The following is a 24,648-nucleotide window of genomic DNA, read 5'->3' as shown; positions in this document are numbered from 1 at the left end:
TGGACATCAGCCAGTACGGCGGCCGTGACCGACAGGTTCCGTTGTTGCAACTGATCGATCGGACACAGGCCAGGCGACTGCTGGCGATGGGCGCCGCGCAGGATTTCGGCGTGGACTTTCACAAATTCTCGGCCAAGGGGCGTCCCGCATCCTGGCGCTACCCGTTCACCCTGCAAACCCTGATGCACTGAGTCGCATCAAACCCCGGCCAGAAACAGCACCAGTTTGACGATGCCGAACAGTGTCAATGCAAACACCACCGTGAACAGAATCCCCAGAATCACGAAATGACTCGGCTTGCCATGAATGAAATCACGGGCCCGGTTCTTCCCGCTCTGCACCCCGAACGCCGCCGCCATGACGCTGTGCAGCATTTGCCAGAACGTCGGCGGCTTGTTGTCGGCCGGATCGTCCATAAATCCCTCGCCTGAAAGTTGGTCCCCACAGCATAGCCAATCTGCGGCTTCGTGCCGTGACTGCCCGAAACGGTTTGTTTGGCCTTTTCGAACTTGCGGTAACTATGTACCGCAGGTGTTCAGGCCAGAGGTGGTGTCCTGTCGCTCCATTTACCAGGAGAGACAGTATGAGCATTTCATCCCACACTTCGCCCGCGACGGCGAAGGTGCCATCGCCTATTGAAGGTTCAGTGTTGAAGCCGATGCTGCCCGGGAACAGCAGCATGCACAGTGAATCGCTTGAACGCATGACCCCCGATTGGTTGATCAACGCGACGTCCGCCAGGCGCACCGCGATCAAAGATACCGGGACACGTCTGCCTGATTGGTACGTGCACGCATCCCGCGCGCAACAGCAGGCACTGAGGGCAAGTTTCAATACCAGTTTTATCTCGCAGACCCGGCTGGACCAGGCAATGTCCGCGCTGCATGACGTCGAAACATTCGCCGGGCCGATATTGGCCAAGGCACTCAAGGACAGCTTCTCGATCGACGTCGACGTCAACAAGACCTGGGTGTGCCTGCGACGTCCCCTGGAAGTTGGCATTTTCGAAATCGAAGTCTCGTCTTTCGAGGTGTTGAAGCTTTCTTTGCTCCAGGCGGCATTGCACAACTTCGAGGCCTCGGAGTGTGAGGAAGGGGCCTTCCACCGTGGTTCAGGGTTCGTCGTCGAAACACCGATCCCTGGTACGTTCCAGGATGTTGCGCTGGGCATGACGGTCAGGCAGTTCTTGTCACTGTGCCGAACGCTGGATATCGGAGCGCAGTATCAAACCTTCGTGAACGGATTTTTCCAGCCTGACGACAGGCAGGCGCAAACCAGCCTGCGCGAGCAATTCATCGACAGTCAGAAAACCGCAATGAAGGCGGCAGCCGACCTGGCGTTGTTGAAAAAGGATATCGAACCGCAAGACTACTCGATGATCCTTTCGGTCATTGGCGGGGAAATCCATCCACGGCTGGGCGACAAACAGGTCTGGTTCCGCGACCTTGTGTTGATGAAGCGCCGGATGACCGGCTGTGTGGTGTTCAGCATCAGCGAGCAGTATCGCTACACCAGTGATTTCATCGTCTACATTCCCCATGATCCCGAGCATCCGCTCAAACGCTACACCTCGACGCAGTTGCGTGACGAATTCAAGCGTCAGTTCACGGCTGGCAACTCGCGGTCCGCAAGCGATGGCAGGCCGACTGCGTACCAGCGTTTTTTCAGTCAATTCGTGGCTTACGCCGACCGCCCTTACTACTTCAGCCAGTTCACTCGCAAGGCGGCGGACTCACCGAACGATCCGTTGCACTCCATCTGGGTCAAGGTTGCCCGGTACATTCCGCCGGTTTCCTCCTTCGTGGGTATCAAAGAACTGCCTCCTGAAACCCAGGGCAAGCGCGAACCGGTCGACGATCCTTACCTCGACCCATACGGTGCGACACGTAACGGCGTTGCCGGTATCTGGGCTGCCAACACCGATCTGTGGGCTTATCTCTACGAGCAAAACCGCGCCAAGGTCATCGCCGACGCGCGCAGCCATGCCGTCCCGACCGCTGAAGTCGATGCGAAGGCTCGCGCGGAGAAGCTCAATCATCTGCTGGAAATCGGCCTGCTGGGCTTGAACATGGTGTCAATGTTCGTGCCGGTGCTGGGCGAGATCATGCTGACGGTGATGGCCGGGCAATTGCTGTACGAGTCGTTCGAAGGGGTAATCGAATGGAGTGAGGGTGATCGCGTTGCTGCCAAGTCGCACCTGATCGACGTGGCGGAAAACCTGGCGCTGATCGCGGCGATGGGCGGGGCCGGCAAGGTGCTGGGCAAGATGGCGCCGGTTCCACCCCAGCCTGTGGTCGAAAGCCTGGACGCCATCAAGCGCCCGGATGGAACGACACGGCTGTGGAAACCCGACCTGAAGGCCTATGAGTGCGACATTGAACTGGGGGGTGTCACCGCCCCCAATGCCCTCGGACAGTATCGTGCAAACGGCAAGACGTACATCCGCCAGGCGGGCAAGGTGTATGAGACCACCTTTGATTCATCGCTGAAAAAATGGCGGATCAAGCATCCGACCGATGCCGGGGCCTGGCAGCCGATTCTCGAACATAACGGCCACGGTGCCTGGCGCCATACGCTGGAACGTCCTTTGGAGTGGGATCGCCTGACCCTGTTGCGGCGCATGGGCCATGCGACCGAGGCCCTGACTGACGAACAACTGCTCACCATCGCCGATGCCAGCGGTACCAGTGACAATGCCCTGCGCAAGATGCACCTCGATCATCTGCCTCCGCCTCCCGGGCTGGCTGAGTTGTTGCCGGCGTCCGAGGCTGTCCTGGGGAACACCGAGGCGGGCAAGGGAATGGTGGCGATGCTGCGGCGAGCTTGCCCGGGGCTGAGTGAGTCCGCTGCCAACAGGGTGTTGCTCGATGCCAATGCCGAGGAGCTGGAGCGGTGGCAAACGACGCGGCGGATACCCTTGAATATGCTGGAAGAGGGCCGTTGGTATGCACAGCAAGGGCGCGTCAATCGCGCTTTTGCCGGGCTGCATCAGGAGCATATGGTTTCGACGGACAGCCGGTGGCTCGCACTGCATTCCCTGGAAAAACTGCCGGGCTGGCCCGACAGCGTGCGCCTGGAAGTCCGCGACGGTCACATTGAAGGGCCGCTGATCGATGGCATTGGCAGCCAGACGGCCGACACGCGCAAATATGTGGTCAAGAAAGGACCGGCTTACCAGGCGTTCGATGAGCGCGGTGAGGCGCTCAACGGCATTCCTCTAAATGAAGATAATTTTTACCCGTCGATCATGCACGCCTTGCCCGACGCTGCGCGCCAGGCGCTGGGTGTTCCGCATGTGGCTCAGGGCAGCCAGTTGCGCAGGGCAATCATCGACTATGCCACCGCGCATCGTGCCGAACTGACACAACGCCTGGAAAATCGCACTGGCAAGCATGCGAAGTTCAAGCCTCCGGTTCGGGTAAACGAACGATTGGTGGGCTATTACGCCAGCGGGCGCGGGCAAGGGATCAATCCTTCGCTGGCGGCCCGGGTTCGGGATGTCTATCCGGCGCTGACCGAACAGCAGGCCAACGGATTTGTCCTGGCGCAGCTGCGTGCGGGAAAAACCGATGCGCAGATTTACGGTTTGTTGCAGGCACGCCTGCGGGAATGGCAGACGCTTGAGTCGACGCTCGATCATTGGGTTGGCGAGCCGACATCGAGTTCTGCGTTGGAGCACTTGCTGGGCGGCAAGACCTCGGTCGCGCAGAGCCTCAAGCAAAGCTGGCGCAACTCGCCGCTGGCCGCAGAGCACTCGCGCTTCACGTTGCTGGACCTGACCTGTGATGAAGCGCTTCCTTCGTTGTCGGCGGATTTCTCGCACGTGCGTGATCTGTACGTCCGGGGCCGGTGTATCACGGATGCCAATGCCGATGCGCTGTTGGCGAATTTCCCCAGGCTCAAGAGATTGCGGATCAATGCCACGGGGAGCGCGTTCAGTAACGTCCCGCAGGTGTTGAGTACGATGCCGGAACTCACGGATCTGAGTCTGTATTCAGCCGCTCCCTACGCGGTCGATATGCCGTCGAGGCTGAGCGCAATGACTAGGCTTGAGGAGCTTAACATTTACTGTTCGGGATTCGCGTCGTTCGATCTGGATGTCAGCCAATTGCGCAATCTGCGTCGGCTGGAGGTACTTGCCCCTGCGTTGTTCGAGTGGCCACGCGGGGTTCTTGAGCTGCCGCGCCTTGAGCGATTGAACCTGAAGGGGACAGGAATCAGAACCTTGCCTGACGGCATTTTCAATGGACATGAAAAACTTTGGTCCGGACTGTCGCTGGACTGGTCGAACTTCCTTCGTGAAAACTTCAGGCCCGCCTGGGAGTACGCCAAAAGGCAATCCCCGCACCTTGTTGATCTTGAGGAAATGGTCAGGGATTACAGCAAGGGGGAGTTGAGACGTCTTGGAGAGGGCATAAACGAGAATCACGAAGCCTTGTTCACCCGGTTTGTCGAGCAATGGCAGGACGCCGAGGCCAGGTTCCGGGCCGTCGAGGCCTTGAGTGAGCAATACCATGTGCTTAACCGGAACCTCAACGACTGGTCCCATCGCGCCCGGCCCTTGCAATTGGCGATCAATGAGGTGGAGGGCCGGACAATCGTGGCCCACTCCCTGAGAACCAGTTGGCGTAACGGCGTTTTCAAACGCTACGGCGCTACAGCCGACGCCTCGGTGCTCGATTTGCCGAATCTGGCGCTGAGTGACTTTCCCGAGCTCCCGGCCGGCGCTTTCCCGGAAGTGCAAACGCTGTACTTGAGGGGGAGCAAAGCGCCTGCAGCACAGATTCGCGATTTCATCAGCAGGTTTACTGAGCTGCAAACACTCGACTTGCGTGATTGCGGCTTGACCGAAATCCCTATCGGCCCCAACGATCTCGGTAAATTGACTCAGCTGGATCTTTCCAGTAACGGGATTGTTGTCGACTCAGGGGTTCAGCAAGGTCTCGATGGGTTGCGGATGCTCGAATATCTGGACCTGAGCAACAACCCCCTCAACACCCTGGACGTCAGTGCAATGTCTCACCTCAAGGCTTTGAATCTGCGCTCGACGGAGCTGCAGGAGTGGCCGGCAGGTGCCCAGGATCTGCCCGACATGACCTGGCTGGATTTGCGCGACAGCAAAGTCTCCGAATTGCCGGTGGCGGTGCTGGACAGTGAGGTATTGCTCAAAACCAATCTCGTCGGTGCGCCCTTGACTCCTCAAGCTGTCGCAATGCTGAAAGCGGTCTGGCAGAGAATTGAAGTGGCCAAGGGGCTGCCAGAAGGTGTCCTGGAACTGTTTGCCCTGGAGCCGGTGCCACTTGCCTTCCCGCCGTCCGAGAGTGGCTTTTCGATTGCACGGCATTTGCTAACGCTACCAGAAGTTCCGACGGGAGAAGGGCCCGGGATCCTGACAAGGCGCTTGCAACGGTTGAAACCGACACTGGCCGAGGAGCAAGCCTCGCAAGCGCTGGAACAGATGCGCCAGCGCGGGGCAACCGACGTGCAAATCGGCGAGCGCCTTGCCGGATGGGAGCAGACCCTTGACGCGCTTACACGCCAGTTGAATGGCTGGCTGTTTACCCGCGGAGTGCACGGCGCGGGCTGGATGACGTCGTCCAGCACTCGCAGACTGGGTGCCCTGCGTATCCTGGAGTGCTGGCGGGAGGGGCTGATCGGTGCGCAGGGTGTTGCAGATACCGTGTTGAATCTCAATGGCCTGCAACTGGGCGATTTGCCGGAGCTGCCGGCAACGTTCGAGCATGTCGGCACATTGAACCTGACAAGCGTAAAACTGACCCGGCAAGGTTCCGATGGATTCCTCAATGCCTTTACACAGTTGAAAACCCTTGAGCTCAATGGCAATGGGCTGGAGGCAATTCCCGAGCCGGTCCAGCACATGGATACGCTCGAGCGACTGGAGCTGTCTTCGAACCGGCTGGACGATGCCGAACATGTGTCCGCCTCATTGAGTAATCTGGAGCGTCTGAAGTGGCTTGATCTGGGCTACAACGAACTGGATGCCTTCGATATCGACGTTTTCGAGGAACTGGTGACGCTCGATCTGCGCAATAACAATCTGACGCAATGGCCGGACGGAGTGCTGGATGCCGCCCACCTGAGGGTCCTGAACCTGAGCGGTAACGACATCACATCGGTTCCAGCGCAGGCTCTGGATGGCAATCACAACGTCCTGATGACCGGCATCGATCTGAGCGACAACAACCTGGCGCTTGAGAGTCTTGAGCGCTTGAGGGATTACCGTGACAGCGGGGCACGCGACACCGTGCTGGGGCTCTCGCGCCCTGAACTCGATGAGTTACTTGATGATGCTCACGACGAAGGCGACAGTGACAGCATCGAGCCGGATGAAGAACTCCCTGACGTTGAGCCTGATTCCGCTCAAAAAGCCCCTTGGTTAGCCAATGCGGCCCCGGAGGAACTGGCCGGTAAAAGCGAAATCTGGAATCAGCTAGCGACCGAACCGGACAATGCTGCGTTCTTTCATTTGCTCTCGCGATTGCAGGACACCCGGGAGTTTCGGGTGGCCAATGCCGATTTGACGCGACGGGTCTGGACAGTGATGGAAGCCGCGGCCAGCAATAGCGAACTTCGGGAGGTTCTGTTCGCCAGCTCGACGACCCATGGTACCTGTGTCGACGGTCGAATCCTCACGTTCAGCGGGCTGGAAAGCAAAGTGTTCACCCACAATGCCTTACTCGAAATTCCGCCTGGACGCTTGAGTGTGAAGGGCGAAGCATTGCTGAAACTGTCCAGGCAGTTGTTTCGACTGGACAAGATCGATGATCTGGCGACCAAAGCCGCGGCTCACACCGGTGAGGATGAGGCCGAAGTGCGCCTGGGCTATCGAATTGGCCTGACGGAGGGCTGGGATGACGGCCTGATCCTGCCAGGACAGCCTAAACACATGACGTATGCCTCGGGTGTCACCCGGCAACAACTGGCGCAGGCGCGCGTGGAGATCGTCAATGCAGAGCGCTCCGACGGGTTTTTCGAAGACTTGATCCAGCGTGACTACTGGGTGAGTTATCTCAAGGAGAAATACCCTGAAGACTTTCGGGCACTCGATGAAATGGAGAGTCAGGGAGGGGAAGATAACGGTGTCGATAACGCCGACGATGCCGCATTCATGAATCAGCTTTTCGAGTTGGCGGCGGCGCGCAACGCGAAGATGATCGAGTTGTCCCGCAAGGAGGTCTCGGAGCTGGCAGGTGAAGAACCGCTGCCAGGGACATCGGCCAGGAACAGCTGAATCAGCCGCTGGCTAACTATTGTAGGAGCGAGCTTGCTCGCGATGGTCGTTAACGATGCCGTGTGTTTACTGACTAAACGCAGCGCTCTTGAGTCCATCGTCGGAACGCCGCCCGGAGCAAGCTCGCTCCTACAGTGGGTCTTGCCAACCACAATGTGGTTGGCAAGGCTGCTTAGTTGTCGTAACCCAGGTTCGGCGCCAGCCAGCGCTCGGTCACGCTCAACTCCTGGCCTTTGCGCGAGGTGTAGCTCTGTACCTGGTCCTTGTCGATCTTGCCCACGGCGAAGTATTGCGCCTGCGGGTGAGCGAAGTACCAGCCGCTGACTGCTGCTGCCGGGAACATCGCGTAGTGCTCGGTGAGGAACACGCCGCTGCGGCCTGCGCGCATTTCCTGGGCTTCGGGATCGAGCAGGGCGAACAGTTGGGCTTTCTCGGTGTGATCCGGGCAGGCCGGGTAACCCGGTGCCGGACGGATACCGCTGTACTGCTCCTTGATCAATGCCTCGTTATCCAGCGCTTCATCCTTGGCATAACCCCAGTAGTCTTTACGCACCTGTTGGTGCAGCCACTCGGCGCAGGCCTCGGCCAAGCGGTCGGCCAGGGCCTTGACCATGATCGAGTTGTAGTCGTCGCCAGCATCCTGGTAGGCCTTGGCCACCTCTTCGGCACCAATCCCCGCGGTGGTGATGAAACCACCCACGTAGTCGGTCACTTCACTGTCTTTCGGCGCGACGAAGTCGGCCAGGGAGAAGTTTGGCTTGCCGTCGGTCTTGATGATCTGCTGGCGCAAGTGATGCAGCTTGGCCATTGGCTTGCCGTCATCGCCATAGAGTTCGATGTCGTCGTCATGCACCTGGTTGGCCGGCCAGAAACCGAACACCGCGCGGGCGCTGATCAGCTTCTCGTCGATCAATTTGCGCAGCATTTCCCTTGCATCGTTGTACAGCGAGGTAGCGGCTTCACCGACCACTTCGTCCTGGAGGATGCGCGGGAACTTGCCGGCCAGGTCCCAGGATATGAAGAACGGGGTCCAGTCGATGTACTCGGCCAGAACGTCGAGGTCGATGTTGTCCAGTACCCGCGTCCCGGTGAAAGTCGGTTTGACCGGCGTGTAGGTCGCCCAGTCGAATTGCGGTTTCTTGGCGATGGCTGCGCCATAGCTCAGGCGTTCGGTGCGGGCGCTGCGGTTGGACGTGCGCTCGCGAACCTCGATGTAATCCTGGCGGGTTTTCTCGACGAAACCGGCCTTGAGTTCCTTGGACAGCAACTGCGTCGCCACGCCCACGGCGCGGGAGGCATCGGTGACGTAGATCACCGCATCGTTGCTGTACTTCGGCTCGATCTTCACTGCCGTGTGTGCCTTGGAGGTGGTCGCGCCACCGATCATCAGCGGCAGGTGGAAGTCCTGGCGCTGCATTTCGCGGGCGACGTGGACCATCTCATCCAGCGACGGGGTGATCAGGCCGGACAGGCCGATGATGTCGCACTTCTGTTCCTTGGCCACCTGCAGGATTTTCTCCGCCGGTACCATCACGCCGAGGTCGACGATGTCGTAGCCGTTGCAACCGAGCACGACGCCAACGATGTTCTTGCCGATGTCGTGCACGTCGCCCTTGACCGTGGCCATCAGGATCTTGCCCTTGGCTTGCGGCTTGTCGCCTTTTTCCAGTTCGATGAACGGGATCAGGTGGGCCACGGCCTGTTTCATCACTCGGGCGGATTTCACCACTTGCGGCAGGAACATTTTGCCGGCGCCGAACAGGTCGCCGACGATGTTCATACCGGCCATCAACGGGCCTTCGATCACCTCGATCGGGCGGTTGAAGGACAGGCGCGATTCTTCGGTGTCTTCAACGATGTGCGTAGTGATGCCCTTGACCAGCGCGTGTTCCAGACGTTTGTTGACGTCCCAGTTGCGCCACTCTTCGGTCTCGGCTTCCTTGACGCTGCCGTCGCCCTTGTACTTGTCGGCGATGGCGAGGAGGGCGTCGGTGCCTTCCGGCGTGCGGTTGAGGATCACGTCTTCCACGGCGTCGCGCAGTTCCACCGGGATCTGGTCGTAGATCTCCAGTTGGCCGGCGTTGACGATACCCATGGTCAGCCCGGCACGGATCGCGTACAGCAGGAACACCGAGTGGATCGCCTCACGCACCGGGTTGTTGCCGCGGAACGAGAACGATACGTTGGACACGCCACCGGAGGTCAGCGCATAGGGCAGTTCGTCACGGATGTAGGCACAAGCGTTGATGAAGTCGACGGCGTAGTTGTTGTGCTCTTCGATACCGGTGGCGACGGCGAAGATGTTCGGGTCGAAGATGATGTCTTCCGGCGGGAAGTCCACTTCGTTGACCAGAATGTCGTAGGAGCGTTTGCAGATTTCTTTCTTGCGTGCTTCGGTGTCGGCCTGGCCGGCTTCGTCGAAGGCCATCACCACCACCGCGGCGCCATAGCGCTTGCACAGCTTGGCATGATGAATGAACTGCTCGACGCCTTCTTTCATGCTGATCGAGTTGACGATGCCCTTGCCCTGGATGCATTTCAGGCCGGCTTCGATCACTTCCCACTTGGAGGAGTCGATCATGATCGGTACGCGGGAGATGTCCGGTTCGCCGGCAATCAGATTGAGGAAGGTCACCATGGCCTTCTTCGAATCGAGCATCCCTTCGTCCATGTTGATGTCGATCACCTGGGCGCCGGCCTCGACCTGCTGCAGGGCGACTTCCAGGGCTTCGGTGTAGTTGTCCTCGCGGATCAGCCGGGCGAACTTGGCGGAACCGGTGATGTTGGTCCGCTCGCCGACGTTGACGAACAGCGAACTGCGATCAATGGTGAAGGGTTCCAGGCCCGAGAGGCGGCAAGCCTTGGGGATGTCCGGGATCTCCCGCGGCGCATAACCGGCCACTGCCTTGGCGATGGCTTCGATGTGGCCCGGCGTGGTGCCGCAGCAGCCGCCGACGATGTTGAGGAAGCCGCTTTGAGCGAATTCTTCGATGACCTTGGCGGTTTCCGATGGCAGCTCGTCGTACTCGCCGAACTCGTTTGGCAGGCCGGCGTTCGGGTGCGCGGAAACGTGGGTGCCTGCCTTGTTCGACAGCTCTTCGAGGTACGGGCGCAATTCGCGGGCGCCCAGTGCGCAGTTCAGGCCGACCGAGATCGGCTTGGCGTGGGCCACGGAGTTCCAGAAGGCTTCGGTGGTCTGACCCGACAGGGTGCGGCCCGAGGCGTCAGTGATGGTGCCGGAAATCATGATCGGCAGTTCGATGCCCAGTTCCTCGAACACGCCTTGGACGGCGAAGATCGCGGCCTTGGCGTTCAGGGTGTCGAAAATGGTTTCGATCAGGATCAGGTCGGCGCCGCCTTCGATCAGGCCTTTGGTGGATTCGGTGTAGTTTTCCACCAGTTCATCGAAGGTCACATTGCGATAGCCGGGGTTGTTCACGTCCGGGGACAACGAGCAGGTGCGACTTGTAGGACCGAGCACGCCGGCAACGAAGCGTGGCTTGTCCGGGGTTTCCAGGGTCTTGGCGTCGGCAACCTTGCGCGCCAGGCGTGCGCCTTCTACGTTTAACTCATACGCCAAGCCTTGCATGCCATAGTCAGCCAGGGAGATCTGGGTGGCATTGAAGGTGTTGGTTTCCAGAATGTCGGCGCCGGCGTCGAGGTAGGCTTTCTCGATGCCGCCAATCACGTCCGGGCGAGTCAGTACCAGCAAGTCGTTGTTGCCTTTGACATCGCTCGGCCAGTCAGCGAAGCGTTTGCCACGGTAATCCTGCTCTTCGAGCTTGTAACTCTGGATCATCGTGCCCATACCGCCATCGAGAATCAGGATGCGCTCTTTGAGGGCGTGCTTGAGAGCTTGAAGGCGAACGCTGCGATCGGACATTTGGACTACTCGGTAAGACCATGACGAAGGGCCGGGATGATAGCAAACCTGTGCGCTTTTAGAGCATGACTCGATTTTGCATGAATATCGTTCATGTTGGTAAGGATGACAGACCGGTAGAATCGCGGCGTTTTTTCAGGATTCAGGACCAGGGACATGTCGTATCGCTTCGTCATCGGCACATTGCTGCTGTTTTCAAGCTGGGGCGCAGTGGCGCAAAGTCCGGCGATTTCCTCTGCCATTTCACCTTCTATTTCCTACAGTCGCGACATTCAACCGATCTTCACTGAAAAGTGCGTGGCCTGCCACGCCTGCAACGACGCCGCCTGTCAGCTCAACCTGGGCAGCGGCGAGGGCGCGGCACGGGGCGCAACCAAAGTACCGGTCTACGACGGTGACCGCCGTCAGGCGGTTGCGCCGACCCGACTGTTCTATGACGCCTCCGGCAAACAGGCCTGGCAGCAAAAGGGCTTCTATTCCGTGCTCGATGCCCAGGGCAGCCAGGCCGCATTGATGGCACGGATGCTTGAACTTGGCCACAAAACCCCGTTGCAGCCCAACGCCAGGCTGCCGGAGGACATCGTCCTGGGCCTGAACCGGGAAAACATGTGCTCCACGCCCGCGGAGTTTGACGGCTACGCCGCTTCGCACCCGAAGGAAGGCATGCCGCTGGCGGTGACCGGCCTGACCGAGCAGCAGTACCAGACGCTGCAACGCTGGCTGGCGGCAGGGGCGCCTATCGACCAGCAGGGCCTGGCCCCCAGCGCAACAGAAGCCCGACAAGTGGTCCAGTGGGAAAACCTGCTCAATTCGCCGGGCGCCCGGGAAAGCCTGGTGGGGCGCTGGTTGTACGAGCACTGGTTCCTCGCCCATCTCTACTTCAAGGATGGCGAGCCCGGGCATTTCTTCCAGTGGGTGCGTTCGCGCACGCCGACCGGTCAGCCGATCGACCTGATCAACACCCGTCGCCCCAACGATGATCCGGGCACGCAGTTTTACTATCGCTTGTGGCCGGTGCAGGGCGTGATCGTGCACAAGACCCACATCACCTATCCGCTGAGTACGGCGAAGCTGGCGCGGGTCAAGTCGCTGTTCTACAGCGGCAACTGGCAGGTCAGCGCATTGCCGGGCTATGGGCCGCAGAGCCGGGCCAACCCGTTTGCCACCTTCGAAGCGATTCCGGCCCAGGCGCGCTATCAGTTCATGCTCGATAACGCCGAGTACTTTGTGCGCACGTTTATCCGTGGGCCGGTGTGTCGTGGCCAGATCGCCACGGACGTGATCCGCGATAATTTCTGGGCACTGTTCCAGGCGCCCGAGCACGACCTCTATGTCACCGATCCGAACTATCGCGGGCAGGCCACGCCGTTGCTGGCAATGCCAGGGCAGAACGATGACGTCGGCAGCGTCCTCAGCCTGTGGCACGACTACCGCGACAAGCGTAATGAATACGAAGCCTTGCGCCGGGACAGCTACGCCGACCAGCCTGCGCCGAGCTGGTCGACCCTGTGGGCGGGCAATGACAATGCGTTGCTGAGTATCTTCCGCCATTTCGACAGTGCTTCTGTGACCAAGGGCCTGATCGGCGAAGTGCCGCAGACGATGTGGCTGTTCGACTATCCGCTGCTGGAGCGCACCTACTATCAACTGGCAGTGAACTTCGACGTGTTTGGCAACGTGTCTCACCAGGCCCAGACGCGCCTGTATTTCGACTTGATCCGCAACGGTGCCGAACAGAACTTCCTGCGCCTGATGCCCGCCGATTCCCGGGATGGCTACCTCGACGACTGGTATCAGAACAGTGGCAAATTCAAGATGTGGCTGGACTACGAGTCCATCGACAACGACACGCCGACTGCACTGAAGCTGAACCCGCAGGATCCCAAGCGCGACTTCGCCCAGCAATTGCTGGCCCGTTATGGTGACCTCAATGCCAGGCCCGATCCGATCAATCGTTGCGACGGCGCCTACTGCTCGCGGCCGAACATTGATCCGGACCTGCAAAGTGCCGAGCAGGCGCTGAGCCGCCTGACTTCGCGTCCGGCTGCCGGGTTGAAAGTGATTGATCAACTGCCGGAAGCGACCCTGCTGCGAATCGAAACCAGCAGTGGCAAGCGTGAGGTCTACAGCCTGCTGCGCAACCGTGCCCACAGCAACGTCGCATTCCTGCTCGGCGAATCGCTGCGCTATCAGCCGGGGCTCGACACCCTGACGATTTTCCCGGGTGTGCTCAGCAGCTATCCGAACTTCATGTTCAATATTCCGGCCGGGCAAGTGCCGGCGTTTGTGGATGCAATGGAGAACGCCAAGGATGCCGACAGTTTCGAAAAAATCGTCGAACATTGGGGGATACGCCGCAGTCACCCGCAATTCTGGCCTTATTTCCATGATCTGAGCCGCTACATCCACGAAACCGATCCGGTGGAAGAGGGCGTACTGGACATGAACCGCTACGAGAACCTCTGAACCACCGCAGACCCCCTGTGGGAGCGGGCTTGCTCGCGAAAGCGGAGTGTCAGTCGCATTTGATTCGCCTGACACGACGCCTTCGTCGGAACGCCGCCCGGAGCAAGCCCGCTCCCACAATTCTTTCCCGACAAAAATACTAGGACTTTGTCCGGCGCGTTGATTGGCGTAAACTGCGCCCAAGCCTGCGAGGAGTTTCCATGACCGCTATTACCATCACTGACGCCGCCCACGATTACCTGGCTGATCTGCTCTCCAAGCAGAACACCCCGGGCATCGGCATCCGCGTCTTCATCACCCAGCCTGGCACCCAGTACGCCGAAACCTGCATTGCCTACTGCAAGCCGGGCGAAGAAAAACCCGAAGACACCGCGCTGGGGCTCAAAAGCTTCACTGCGTACATCGACCATTTCAGCGAAGCCTTCCTGGACGATGCAGTTGTCGACTATGCCACCGACCGCATGGGCGGCCAGCTGACCATCAAGGCGCCAAACGCCAAAGTACCGATGGTCAACGCCGACAGCCCGGTCAACGAGCGCATCAATTATTACCTGCAAACCGAGATCAACCCGGGGCTGGCCAGTCACGGCGGCCAGGTCAGCCTGATCGACGTGGTCGAAGACGGCATCGCCGTCCTGCAGTTCGGCGGTGGTTGCCAGGGCTGCGGTCAGGCCGACGTGACGCTGAAGGAAGGCATCGAGCGCACCTTGCTCGAGCGTATTCCAGAGCTCAAGGGCGTTCGTGACGTGACCGACCACACGCAGAAAGAAAACGCCTACTACTAAGGTGTTCGCTGCAAGATGAAAAAACGGCGCCCCGTGAGCGCCGTTTTTTTATGGGGCATTGGAAACCTGTGGCGAGGGGGCTTGCCCCCGTTGGGCTGCGAAGCGGCCCCGGCTTTTAAAACGGGCGCACAGATTTTGCGACGGCTACGCCGCCGAACGGGGGCAAGCCCCCTCGCCACAGGGTTGGTGGTGAATCAGGGCCTGTAGAGATGCGCATGCCCTGCGCGATACAGCGACGACTCGCTGAAGTGATCACTGCCCAGCACCCGACCCACCAGAATCAACGCCGTACGGCGAAAGCCCTTGGCTTCAACCTTCCCGGCAATATCCTCAAGCGTTCCCACCACCCAATCCTGATCCGGCCAGCTCGCGCGGTGAACCACTGCAATCGGGCAATCGACGCCGTAATGCGGCACAAGCTCCTCAACGATCTTCGCCAGGTGATTGACCCCCAAGTGAATCGCCATGGTCGCGCCGTGCTGCGCCAGGCTGGAGAATTCCTCTCCGGGTGGCATGGCGGTTTTATCGGCGTAGCGGGTCAGGATCACACTCTGTGAGATGTCCGGCAGGGTCAGTTCGGCGCCCAAAAGAGCCGCGCAGGCCGCCGTTGCGGTGACGCCGGGCACGATCTCGAACGGAATGCCCAGCTCACGCAGATAGCGAATCTGCTCGCCAATGGCGCCGTACAGGCTCGGATCGCCAGAGTGCACCCGGGCCACATCCTGACCTTTGGCGTGGGCGGTCTTGATCAGGTCGATGATTTGTTCCAGGTGCAGTTCGGCGCTGTTGACCACCTGCCCGGCACAATGACCTTCCAGTACGGCGGCAGGCACCAGAGAGCCGGCATAAATGATCACCGGGCAGCTGCGAATCAGCCGCTGGCCCTTGACGGTAATCAGTTCGGGGTCGCCGGGACCTGCGCCAATGAAGTAGACGGTCATCGTCGGTTCCTGTGGGGAAAAAAGGTGCTGAACAGGGCTTCAGATGAAGAATGTTCATGATCAATGGCGGGGATTATCGGGGTTTTTATGCCGCGCCGGCCAATGCCAGGGTTGCCTGGGCATATTTTTGTCGTGGAATCAGCAGTTTTGCCGGGCCCTGGGCCAGTTGTTCAGCCAAGGCCAGTGCGGCGCTTTCCGCCACGCCATAGCAACCGGTGCGTTCAAACGCTATTTGCGATTGATGACTGAGTTGCGGCTCATAGACGGCCAGTTGTTCGCTGCTGAAATACTTCAATTCAAGGCCAAGCTGCTGAGCCAGTTCGATCAGCGCAGGTTCGTCGCGCTTCAAATCGATGCTGGCCAGCGCCTTGATTTCATGACGAGCAATCTGGTGCGCCTCCAACGCCTGATCGAGCAGCGCCAGCAACGTGCTCACGGGGCAGCCCCGCTGGCAGCCCAGGCCGACCACCAGGGTCGGCGCTGTGCTGGCATCCGTCATGCGTGGTATTGACCATCGCTTTTGCGGCGGAACAACCAGGCGCTGATCAGGCCCAAGGCCAGCCAGAACGCCACGTTGGTCAGCTGCGAAGCGATTTTGAACTGGGCTTCCAGTGCTTGCGGAGCGAGCATCGAGTGCACTTCCGGTTGCGGTGCGCCAATCACATGGGGAACGGCGATGATCGCCGCACCGAGGACTTTCATCAGCCAGTGACGGCTGAACACGATCAGAGAGATACCTGCAGCGGTGGAGGCGGCGGTGCCGATCCACCAAAGTTGCCGTTGTGCCAGGTCGGCTGCGGCAGTGCCGGGCAATTCAGGTGGCAGGCCGAGCGTCGGCGCGAGCACGAAGGTCGCATAACCGGCCAGGCCCCAGAGCAGACCCTGAGAGGTTTTGGTCGGTGCACGCAAGGTGTACAGGCCGGCCAGCATCAGAGCGAAACCGACGGCCACCACCAGATTGCCACCAGTGGTCGACAGCACGCGCTGCCAGCCGTCTTCCGGCTCCCAGGCTTGCGCATCGTGGGTGTGGGCAGCCATGGTGCCATCGGCGTGCTGGTGAACTTCAACAGCGGCCGGTTCGGCTTTTTCGTAAGTCTCGGCCTGCAAAATCAACGGAGCGACCCAGAAACTTTGCAGCAGGGTCAGCAACAGGGCGGCCAGCAGCCCGGTGAAACCTGCGGTTTGCGCAATACGCTTGATCATGTCGGCAGCTCTCAATGGCACGGGAACGCGGAGCTGTGACGGGTATCGTGGGCGGCATTGTGCACCGCTTCGATGTGCGAGAAACCGGCGAAATACACAAGGCAAGCGCCCAGGATCGACGCGCAGACGGCGGCGGTCAGACGTTGGGCCAGGGTAGAAGTGGTGCTGGTGGTGATGTGGCCGGTGCTGCTGATGATCGACATGGCGTTTCCCTCTGGTCTGTCAGTGGGGGAATAAGAGCGCATGCAAAAACCTGCACGACCAGGCGCGCAGCGTTTCGAACAGCGCCCGCCCACCGCGGGTTTGTTGGTTCAGTGATCGTACTGGTCACTTTGTGTTGCGGGCCGGTCTCCGGGCTCACGAGGGGCAAAGGCTTGGGCCTGATCCTGCAAGCATCACCTTCCCATGCCGTAGTGGCACAGTGGATCTGATGCTTCACTCGCTTACCGTTGCGGGGGCAGCACCGGACTGACATGGCTTAAGAGTAAAGCACATGATTCACCGGTTTCCCGTTTCACCCTGTGAAGGGCACCCGTAACAAGGTGTGTAGGAGAGCATGGGCGGGGGTTGGGCGTCAATTGGCAAGGGTTCTCAATTCGGAACGGGGTCGACCCAATCGCGAGCAAGCTCGCTCCCACATTTGACCGCATGCTCCTGACAGAACTCGATCCTCTGTGGGAGCGAGCTTGCTCGCGATAGCGTCATTTCAGGCTCTAGAGAACTCAGCATGAACATTGACCCGCCCCAATACCATGCGTAGCCTTGCGCTCTCGAGGTTCTTCGGCGTTTGCCGAAGCTAAGAAGGGAACGCGGTCGATGCCGCGGCTGCCCCCGCAACTGTGAACGGTGATGTTCGCTGCCACGCCACTGCAGGCTCTATCCATAGGGCCGGCGGGAAGGCGCAGCGAATGCCAGGCTCAAGGCCGGCACACCGTCAGCCAGGAGACCTGCCTCGAAACAGATTCTCAATTTCAACCGGGCGGGGTGATCCGGTGGCGAACTCTTCAGGCACACGCGTCCGCGTTGCCGGTCGTCGTCCCGTATGCCCGCCAGCTTAGCCAAAGGGCATCCGATGAAAACACTGGCCAAACTCCCCGTCACCATCGTCACAGGCTTTCTCGGCTCGGGTAAAACCACGCTGCTGCGGCACATGCTCGACAACGCCCAGGGTCGCCGCATCGCGGTGATCGTCAACGAATTCGGCGAGCTGGGCATCGACGGCGAAATCCTCAAGCAGTGCTCCATCGGCTGCACCGAAGAAGAAGCCAACGGCCGTGTCTACGAGCTGGCCAACGGCTGCCTGTGCTGCACCGTCCAGGAAGAGTTCTTCCCGGTGATGCGCGAACTGGTGGCCCGTCGCGGCGATCTCGATCACATCCTGATCGAAACTTCGGGCCTGGCCCTGCCAAAGCCGCTGGTGCAAGCCTTCCAGTGGCCGGAAATCCGCAGCGCCTGCACGGTGGATGCGGTGATCACCGTGGTCGACAGCCCGGCCGTCGCCGCCGGCACGTTCGCCGCATTCCCCGATCAGGTTGACGCTCAGCGCAAACTCGACCCGAACCTGGACCACGAGTCGCCATTGCACGAACTGTTCGCCGACCAATTGGCCAGCGCCGACCTGGTGATTCTCAACAAATCCGACCTGATCAACCCGGCCGACCTGGCCCGCGTGCGCCTGGAAGTCGCCGAAGAATTGCCGCCAGCGGTCAAAATCATCGAGGCCAGCAGCGGTCGCCTGCCGCTGGACGTGCTGATCGGCCTGGGTGCCGGCTCCGAAGAACACATCGACAGCCGTCACAGCCACCACGACCATCATCACGATGGCGACGACGATCATGATGACCATGATCACGACGCCTTCGATTCGATCTCCATCGAACTGCCCCAGGCCGACGAAAGTCTGCTGATGGACGCGCTGACCCAACTGGTGGTCCAGCACGGCATCTTGCGGGTCAAGGGTTTTGCGGCGATCCCGAACAAACCGATGCGCTTGCTGATCCAGGGCGTGGGCACGCGGTTCGACAAGCACTTCGACCGCCAGTGGGGTGCCGAAGAAGCGCGCATCACCCGCCTGGTGCTGATTGGCCAGGAACTGGACGCCACTGTTCTCGAAGCGCAACTACGCGCCGCGCTCAGCGTGTAAGCCATGCATCTGCTCAGGACCCAGCCCGGCGGTTTCGTGTCGGATGACAACATCGCCGACCTTGGACAAACCCCTGCCGAACTGGTGGTCCTGTGCAGCGGCGATTCCAGCCTGGCGCTGCTCGCCGAAGCGGCGCAGCAGTTGCCCGATGATTATCCGAGCGTGCGCCTGGCCAACCCGATGCAGGTGCAGAACCATGCCTCGGTCGACTTGTACGTCGATGAGGTTCTGCGTCACGCCAAGGTGATCCTGATTTCGCTGCACGGCGGCATCGCCTATTGGCGTTACGGTATCGAGCGTCTGGTCGAACTGTCGCAGCGCGGCGTGCAGGTGATTCTGGTGCCGGGCGATGATCGCCCGGATCCGGAGCTCAGCGACCTGAGCACGGTCGGCGCCGAGGATCGCGATCGGCTCTGGCAGTTTCTGCGCCAGGGCGGCATGGGGAATGCGCTGAATTTCTTCCACTGCCTGGCCAATCGCTGGCTGGCGCGCGATTACAGCTGGAGCGAGCCGCAAACCCTGCCACGCACGGCGATTTACCATCCGCACAAACATTCTGCCGCATTGAGCGACTGGGAAGCCGACTGGCAAGTGGGTCAACCGGTGGCGGCGGTGCTGTTTTACCGCTCGCATTTACAGGCGGCGAACACCGCTTTCATTGATGTTTTTTGCCAGCGTTTGCAGGCGGCGGGGTTGAATCCGTTGCCGATTGCGCTGGCGAGCCTGAAAGAACCTGGCTGCCTTGGCGTGGTCGAGGACTGGCTCGACGAGGCCGGCGTCTCGGTGATTCTGAATACCACGGGTTTCGCCCAGTCCAGCCCCGAAGCACCGCACCTGCGGCCGTTCCGTCGCAATATTCCGGTGATCCAGGCGATTTGTGCCCAGGACAATGAACCCGGTTGGCGCGCCAGTGAACAGGGGCTTGGCCCTCGCGACCTGGCGATGCACATTGCCTTGCCGGAACTGGACGGGCGGATCATCAGCCGCCCGATCAGTTTCAAGGATATGGCGTGGCGCAGTGAGCGCAGTCAGTCGGATGTGGTGTGCTACCGGCCGCAACCGGAACGCATGGACTTCGTCGCTGAACTGGCGCGGCGTTGGGTCGATCTGGCGCGGTTGCCCAATGCTGAAAAACGCATCGCGTTGATTCTCGCCAATTACCCGACCCGCGACGGCCGCATCGGCAATGGCGTCGGGCTCGATACCCCGGCCGCCGCGCTGAATATCCTGCGGGCGCTGCATGCCGAAGGTTATCCGTTGCCGGCGGAGTTGCCGGACAGCGGCACCGCGCTGATCCAGCAGTTGCTGGGCGGCGTCAGCAACGATCTCGATACCCTCGACCTGCGTCCGTGCCAGCAAAGCCTGGCGATGGATGATTATCTGGCGATGTTCCACGCACTGCCCGAAACCAACCGCGCGGCAGTGCTCGAACGTTGGGGCGCGCCAGAAAACGACCCGATGTGTCGCAGCGGACGGATGATGATCGCCGGCCTGCGCTTTGGCCTGACCTTCGTTGGCATTCAGCCGGCGCGGGGTTATCAGGTCGACCCGAGCGCGGTGTATCACGACCCGGACCTGGTACCGCCACACGGCTACCTGGCGTTTTACTTCTGGCTGCGCAACACCTACGGCGCCCATGGCGTGATCCACGTCGGCAAGCACGGCAACCTCGAATGGCTGCCGGGCAAGGGTGTGGGGCTGTCGGAGAACTGCTGGCCGGATGTGCTGCTCGGGCCGTTGCCGAACATCTATCCGTTCATCGTCAACGACCCGGGCGAGGGGGCCCAAGCCAAGCGGCGCACCCAGGCAGTGATCATCGATCACCTGATGCCACCGCTGACCCGCGCCGAAACCTACGGCCCGCTGCGCAATCTCGAACTGTTGGCCGACGAGTATTACGAAGCGCAGTTGCTCGATCCGCGCCGCGCCCGTGAGTTGCAGCGCGACATCCTGCAACTGGTGCGTGACACGCACATCGACCGTGAACTGCAACTGGACGAACAACTCGACAGTGATGCCGACGCAGCGATCTGGTTACCGCGACTCGACACTTACCTGTGCGACTTGAAGGAGTCGCAGATCCGCGATGGTTTGCATGTATTCGGCGAATCGCCCACCGGTCGCTTGCGCATCGACACCTTGCTGGCACTGCTGCGCATACCAAGGGGTGATGGCCGGGGCGCGCAATCGAGTCTGTTGCGGGCACTGGCCAAGGCTTTCGAGCTGGGGTTCGATCCGCTCGATTGCGCCTTGGCCGAGCCGTGGAGCGGGCCTCGACCGAATGCCTTGTTGTCGATCAGCACTGAACTGTGGCGCACCACCGGCGATACCCGCGAACGCCTCGAGCTGTTCGCCACACAACTGATCTCGCAGGCATTAGCTGACCCCTGTGGGAGCGAGCCTGCTCGCGATGGTGTGTCAGCCACATTGATGACAACTGACACTCCATCGCGAGCAAGCTCGCTCCTACAGGAGGCGGACTGGATTGAGGTACAGGCCATTATCGATGGCTTGTGCGAGGTCATCGCCCCGCGTCTGGACGCCTGCGGTCCGGCGGAAATGCGCGGATTGCTCGATGCCCTGAGCGGTCGTTTCGTCCCGGCCGGCCCCAGCGGTGCGCCGAGTCGTGGGCGCCTGGACGTGCTGCCCACCGGGCGCAACTTTTATTCGGTGGACGTGCGCAACCTGCCGACCACCACGGCGTGGCGCATCGGTTTCCAGTCGGCCAACCTGATTCTGGAGCGGCACCTGCAGGACCACGGCGACCATTTGCGCCAGCTCGGTCTGTCGGTGTGGGGCACCGCGACCATGCGCACCGGCGGCGATGACATCGCCCAGGCCATGGCGTTGATGGGCGTGCGTCCGGTTTGGGCGACCGGCAGCCAGCGGGTCGATGATTTCGAGATTCTGCCGTTGAGTTTGCTCGACCGCCCGAGAGTCGACGTGACTTTGCGCGTGTCCGGATTCTTTCGCGATGCCTTTGCCAATTTGATCCGTTTGTTCGACGCCGCAGTACAAGCGGTGGCCGACCTCGATGAGCCGGACAACCTCAATCCATTGGCGGCCAAGGTGCGCGCCGAGCGTGCAGCCTTGTTGCAGGCGGGGCTTGATGAAGACGCAGCGCGACGCCAGGCGGGCTGGCGGATTTTCGGTGCCAAACCCGGTGCCTACGGCGCGGGTGTGCAGGGCGCCATCGACGGTCGCCTGTGGCAGAGCCGCGAGGATTTGGCCGCCGTTTATTTGAACTGGGGCGGCTACGCTTATGGTGGTTCTGACGAAGGCACCGCGGCCCGTGAGCAGTTCTCCCAGCGTTTGAGTCAGGTGCAAGCGGTGCTGCAAAACCAGGATAACCGCGAGCACGATTTGCTCGATTCCAACGATTACTACCAGTTCCAGGGCGGCATGCTCGCGGCGGTGGAAAGCCTGAAAGGTGAGGCGGCAGCCAGTTATCATGGCGACCACAGTCAGCCGGACCTGCCGAAGATTCGCACCCTGAAGGAAGAGCTGAACCGGGTGATCCGCTCCCGGGCGGCCAATCCGAAGTGGCTCGAAGGCGTTAAACGTCACGGCTACAAAGGCGCGTTTGAAATGGCCGCGACAGTCGATAACCTGTTCGCCTTCGACGCCACCACGCAGTTGATCGACGATCACCAGTACGCGTTGTTGGCCGACGCCTATTTGCTCGACCCGGACACCCGGGATTTTGTCCGTGAACACAATCCCCATGCCTTGCGCGACATGACTGAACGCATGCTCGAGGCGCAACAACGCGGGATGTGGAAGGAACCCGGCGCCTACCGCGAGGCACTGGAGAATTTGTTGCTGGATATAGAAGAAGACAGCTAGTCACCGCAAACCCTGTGGGAGCGGGCTTGCCCGCGAAGGCGTCAACACAGTCGACATCGATTTCGACTTTCAGTCCGCCATCGCGAGCAAGCTCGCTCCTACAGGGATTGGGGCGCCTGTGAGATCACCGACCATGACCGAGATAGAACAATGACCGACACCCCGCATTTCCCGCTCTCCGCCGTGGTCGGCGCCGACGATTTGAAGCTGGCTCTGTACCTGACAGCCATCGACCCGAAAATCGGCGGTGTACTGATCGAAGGCCCGCGGGGCATGGCCAAGTCGACCCTGGCCCGTGGGCTGGCAGACCTGCTGGCCAGCGGTCAGTTCGTCACTTTGCCGCTGGGCGCCACCGAAGAACGCCTGGTCGGCACCCTCGATCTCGACGCGGCGCTGGGCGAAGGTCGTGCTCAGTTTTCCCCCGGCGTACTGGCCAAGGCTGACGGTGGCGTGCTCTACGTCGACGAGGTCAATCTGTTGCCCGATCACCTCGTTGACCTGCTGCTCGATGTGGCCGCCAGCGGCACCAATCTGGTCGAGCGCGACGGTATTTCCCATCGGCACTCGGCGAAGTTCGTGCTGATTGGCACCATGAACCCGGAAGAGGGTGAGCTGCGTCCGCAATTGCTCGACCGTTTCGGCTTGAATGTCGCCCTCGGTGGCCACACCGCGCCTGTCGAACGAGGCCAGATCATCCGCCGTCGCCTGGATTTCGACAGCGACCCGCAAGGTTTCTGCGCCGAATGGGAATCCGCGCAGGCGTCTTTGCGTGAACGTTGCCAGAACGCACGCAACGCATTGCCGAACATTCCCCTCGACGACCAGGCGCTGGCACGCATCACAGAGCGCTGCTTTGCCGCCGGCGTCGATGGTTTGCGCGCCGACCTGGTCTGGCTGCGTGCCGCCCGGGCGCACGCCGCCTGGCGCGGGGCGAACGCCATCGCCGAGGACGATATCGACGCAGTCGCCGAGTTCGCCTTGCGTCATCGCCGTCGCGAGCATTCGCCGCCGGCACCTGCGCAATCCCAAACTGCGCAACAAACCGCGCCGCAGAACGACAATCCGGGTGAAGGGCAGGGCCAGTGGGGTGAATTACCTGCCCAGGCGCTGGCGGTCGGCGCACGACGTGAAGTGCCGAGCTGGCCAAAAAAGCCCTAGGCATTCGCCCTCGCTGCGACGCGGGGGCGAATGCCAGACCCCGTGCCGGGCGGCTGGACCACGGCAAACAGGGCAAGCGTCACGCCGCACGCAATGGCTCGATCAACTGGCCCGGTACATTGCTCAATGGCCGGCCGCGTCAGCGCGACGATCTGTTGTTTCACCTACGCACGCGTTCGCCCCATGAGCTGTGGCTGGTGATCGTTGATGCCTCGGCGTCGACCCGCCGTCATCAGGCATTGAGCGATGCCAAGGGCCTGCTGGCGCAATTGTTCGACGATGCCTATCGCCAGCGTGCGCGACTGGCCTTGCTCACGGCCAGCGGTTCTGTACCCAAGTGGCAGGTGCAGGGGTTGAAGGCTTCAACCGGGTTGCGCCGTTGGCTCGATGGCCTTGGCGCCGGTGGCGGCACGCCGCTGCTGGCGGCTTTGAGCGAAGCGGGGCAATGGCTTGCAGCACGGCAAAAGCATTTTCCGGCAGAGCAGCAGCGGTTGTTGTTGGTGACCGATGGTCGGCTGAAGGACTGGCCGCTGCTGCCGACGCTGGAGTGCCCGGGGGTGCTGATCGACATCGAGCGCGGGCCGATTCGGCTTGGGCGTAGCAAGGTGCTGGCGTCGCAGTTGCAGGCCGAGTATCGGCACATTGACGAGCTGATTCCGGGCTGAGATTTGTTTTGCCTGTACTGGCCCCATCGCGGGCAAGCCCGCTCCCACAGGTCATGCGCAGATTTTGAAATGACGCTAATCCTGTGGGAGCGGGCTTGCCCGCGATAGCGGTGGGTCAGTCAACATCAATTTCGGATTACTTACCCATCGCCTGCCGGTACTGACGGGTACGCTTGCCAATGTACAACCGGTCGACAATCAACGCCCATAGTGCTGAGACCTCAGGTCGGGTTTTGCGCCCACGGCTCAAGCGATGCAGCTGGAACTTCACCACCGCCATGCTCGCCAGCGCCGCCAGAGGCTTTT

At 60.8% G+C, this 24,648-nt stretch carries 13 protein-coding genes, 2 pseudogenes and 2 riboswitches; of the genes and pseudogenes, 8 read left to right on the top strand and 7 right to left on the bottom strand.

Annotated elements, in window-relative coordinates:
• Positions 1-191: pseudogene (locus PMI29_RS13240) on the top strand (LacI family transcriptional regulator); the annotation flags it as partial.
• 6 nt (positions 192-197) lie between these two features.
• Here PMI29_RS13240 and PMI29_RS13245 read toward each other — a convergent pair.
• Entirely contained in the window at positions 198-416 is a 219-nt protein-coding gene (locus tag PMI29_RS13245) for a DUF2970 domain-containing protein (RefSeq protein ID WP_007998835.1), read from the bottom strand.
• Positions 417-583: 167 nt separating this feature from the next.
• Between PMI29_RS13245 and PMI29_RS13250 the strand changes: the two genes are divergently transcribed.
• A complete protein-coding gene (locus PMI29_RS13250) occupies positions 584-7,252 on the top strand; it encodes an NEL-type E3 ubiquitin ligase domain-containing protein (RefSeq protein ID WP_007998834.1) in 6,669 nt (2,222 codons plus the stop codon).
• A gap of 172 nt (positions 7,253-7,424) precedes the next feature.
• Here PMI29_RS13250 and metH read toward each other — a convergent pair whose 3' ends face one another.
• A complete protein-coding gene (gene metH / locus PMI29_RS13255; protein WP_007998832.1) occupies positions 7,425-11,135 on the bottom strand; it encodes a methionine synthase in 3,711 nt (1,236 codons plus the stop codon).
• A 156-nt stretch (positions 11,136-11,291) separates the two neighbouring features.
• On the opposite strand from metH, the gene PMI29_RS13260 reads away from it, so the two are divergent.
• Together PMI29_RS13260 and nfuA are read left to right on the top strand one after the other, a co-directional pair.
• Positions 11,292-13,601, top strand: coding sequence for a fatty acid cis/trans isomerase (locus PMI29_RS13260; RefSeq protein WP_007998829.1), 2,310 nt, complete (start codon positions 11,292-11,294; stop codon positions 13,599-13,601).
• 200 nt (positions 13,602-13,801) lie between these two features.
• The gene (gene nfuA, locus PMI29_RS13265; RefSeq protein WP_007912592.1) at positions 13,802-14,386 is read left to right on the top strand and encodes a Fe-S biogenesis protein NfuA; all 585 of its coding nucleotides are present in this window, start codon (positions 13,802-13,804) and stop codon (positions 14,384-14,386) included.
• Between the two features lie 194 nt (positions 14,387-14,580).
• On the opposite strand, the gene cobM is transcribed toward nfuA, so the two are convergent.
• The 4 genes from cobM to PMI29_RS13285 form a co-directional block, all read right to left on the bottom strand.
• On the bottom strand, positions 14,581-15,327 hold the full coding sequence (gene cobM / locus PMI29_RS13270) for a precorrin-4 C(11)-methyltransferase (RefSeq protein ID WP_007998827.1): 747 nt from the start codon (positions 15,325-15,327) through the stop codon (positions 14,581-14,583).
• Between the two features lie 85 nt (positions 15,328-15,412).
• Entirely contained in the window at positions 15,413-15,826 is a 414-nt protein-coding gene (locus PMI29_RS13275; RefSeq protein ID WP_007998825.1) for a cobalamin biosynthesis protein, read from the bottom strand.
• Complete coding sequence (locus PMI29_RS13280) at positions 15,823-16,530, bottom strand: CbtA family protein (RefSeq protein WP_007998823.1); 708 nt, start codon at positions 16,528-16,530, stop codon at positions 15,823-15,825. Before PMI29_RS13280 ends, PMI29_RS13275 begins: the two co-directional genes overlap by 4 nt.
• Before the next feature lie 11 nt (positions 16,531-16,541).
• Positions 16,542-16,733 (bottom strand): CbtB domain-containing protein, encoded by a 192-nt coding sequence (locus PMI29_RS13285; RefSeq protein WP_007992699.1) that lies wholly within the window; start codon positions 16,731-16,733, stop codon positions 16,542-16,544.
• A gap of 122 nt (positions 16,734-16,855) precedes the next feature.
• Positions 16,856-17,081: riboswitch (cobalamin riboswitch) on the bottom strand.
• Between the two features lie 205 nt (positions 17,082-17,286).
• Positions 17,287-17,499, top strand: a riboswitch (cobalamin riboswitch).
• Between the two features lie 103 nt (positions 17,500-17,602).
• Here PMI29_RS13285 and cobW point away from each other — a divergent pair.
• The 4 genes from cobW to PMI29_RS13305 all read left to right on the top strand — a co-directional run bounded on the left by cobW (position 17,603) and on the right by PMI29_RS13305 (position 24,342).
• Positions 17,603-18,673, top strand: a complete 1,071-nt coding sequence (gene cobW, locus PMI29_RS13290; protein WP_007998821.1) for a cobalamin biosynthesis protein CobW — start codon at positions 17,603-17,605, stop codon at positions 18,671-18,673.
• 3 nt (positions 18,674-18,676) lie between these two features.
• On the top strand, positions 18,677-22,519 hold the full coding sequence (gene cobN, locus PMI29_RS13295; protein WP_007998819.1) for a cobaltochelatase subunit CobN: 3,843 nt from the start codon (positions 18,677-18,679) through the stop codon (positions 22,517-22,519).
• A gap of 150 nt (positions 22,520-22,669) precedes the next feature.
• Positions 22,670-23,677, top strand: a complete 1,008-nt coding sequence (locus PMI29_RS13300) for an ATP-binding protein (RefSeq protein ID WP_007998816.1) — start codon at positions 22,670-22,672, stop codon at positions 23,675-23,677.
• Positions 23,678-23,796: 119 nt separating this feature from the next.
• Positions 23,797-24,342: a vWA domain-containing protein gene (locus PMI29_RS13305; protein WP_007998814.1), complete on the top strand. Its 546-nt coding sequence runs from the start codon at positions 23,797-23,799 to the stop codon at positions 24,340-24,342.
• Positions 24,343-24,478: 136 nt separating this feature from the next.
• Here the strand turns inward: PMI29_RS13305 and PMI29_RS32010 are convergent.
• Positions 24,479-24,648, bottom strand: a pseudogene (locus PMI29_RS32010) (2,4-dienoyl-CoA reductase); the annotation flags it as partial.

Origin of the sequence: Pseudomonas sp. GM49, assembly GCF_000282355.1 — a bacterium.
In the GTDB taxonomy this organism is placed as follows: Bacteria; Pseudomonadota; Gammaproteobacteria; order Pseudomonadales; family Pseudomonadaceae; genus Aquipseudomonas.
Note: the sequence above shows the minus strand (reverse complement) of the source record. Positions and strands in the feature narration are given on the sequence as shown.

Coding starts and splice junctions, on each gene's coding strand:
- PMI29_RS13245 (WP_007998835.1), bottom strand. CDS start 416: ATGGACGATCCGGCCGACAACAAGCCGCCGACGTTCTGGCAAATGCTG.
- PMI29_RS13250 (WP_007998834.1), top strand. CDS start 584: ATGAGCATTTCATCCCACACTTCGCCCGCGACGGCGAAGGTGCCATCG.
- metH (WP_007998832.1), bottom strand. CDS start 11,135: ATGTCCGATCGCAGCGTTCGCCTTCAAGCTCTCAAGCACGCCCTCAAA.
- PMI29_RS13260 (WP_007998829.1), top strand. CDS start 11,292: ATGTCGTATCGCTTCGTCATCGGCACATTGCTGCTGTTTTCAAGCTGG.
- nfuA (WP_007912592.1), top strand. CDS start 13,802: ATGACCGCTATTACCATCACTGACGCCGCCCACGATTACCTGGCTGAT.
- cobM (WP_007998827.1), bottom strand. CDS start 15,327: ATGACCGTCTACTTCATTGGCGCAGGTCCCGGCGACCCCGAACTGATT.
- PMI29_RS13275 (WP_007998825.1), bottom strand. CDS start 15,826: ATGACGGATGCCAGCACAGCGCCGACCCTGGTGGTCGGCCTGGGCTGC.
- PMI29_RS13280 (WP_007998823.1), bottom strand. CDS start 16,530: ATGATCAAGCGTATTGCGCAAACCGCAGGTTTCACCGGGCTGCTGGCC.
- PMI29_RS13285 (WP_007992699.1), bottom strand. CDS start 16,733: ATGTCGATCATCAGCAGCACCGGCCACATCACCACCAGCACCACTTCT.
- cobW (WP_007998821.1), top strand. CDS start 17,603: ATGAAAACACTGGCCAAACTCCCCGTCACCATCGTCACAGGCTTTCTC.
- cobN (WP_007998819.1), top strand. CDS start 18,677: ATGCATCTGCTCAGGACCCAGCCCGGCGGTTTCGTGTCGGATGACAAC.
- PMI29_RS13300 (WP_007998816.1), top strand. CDS start 22,670: ATGACCGACACCCCGCATTTCCCGCTCTCCGCCGTGGTCGGCGCCGAC.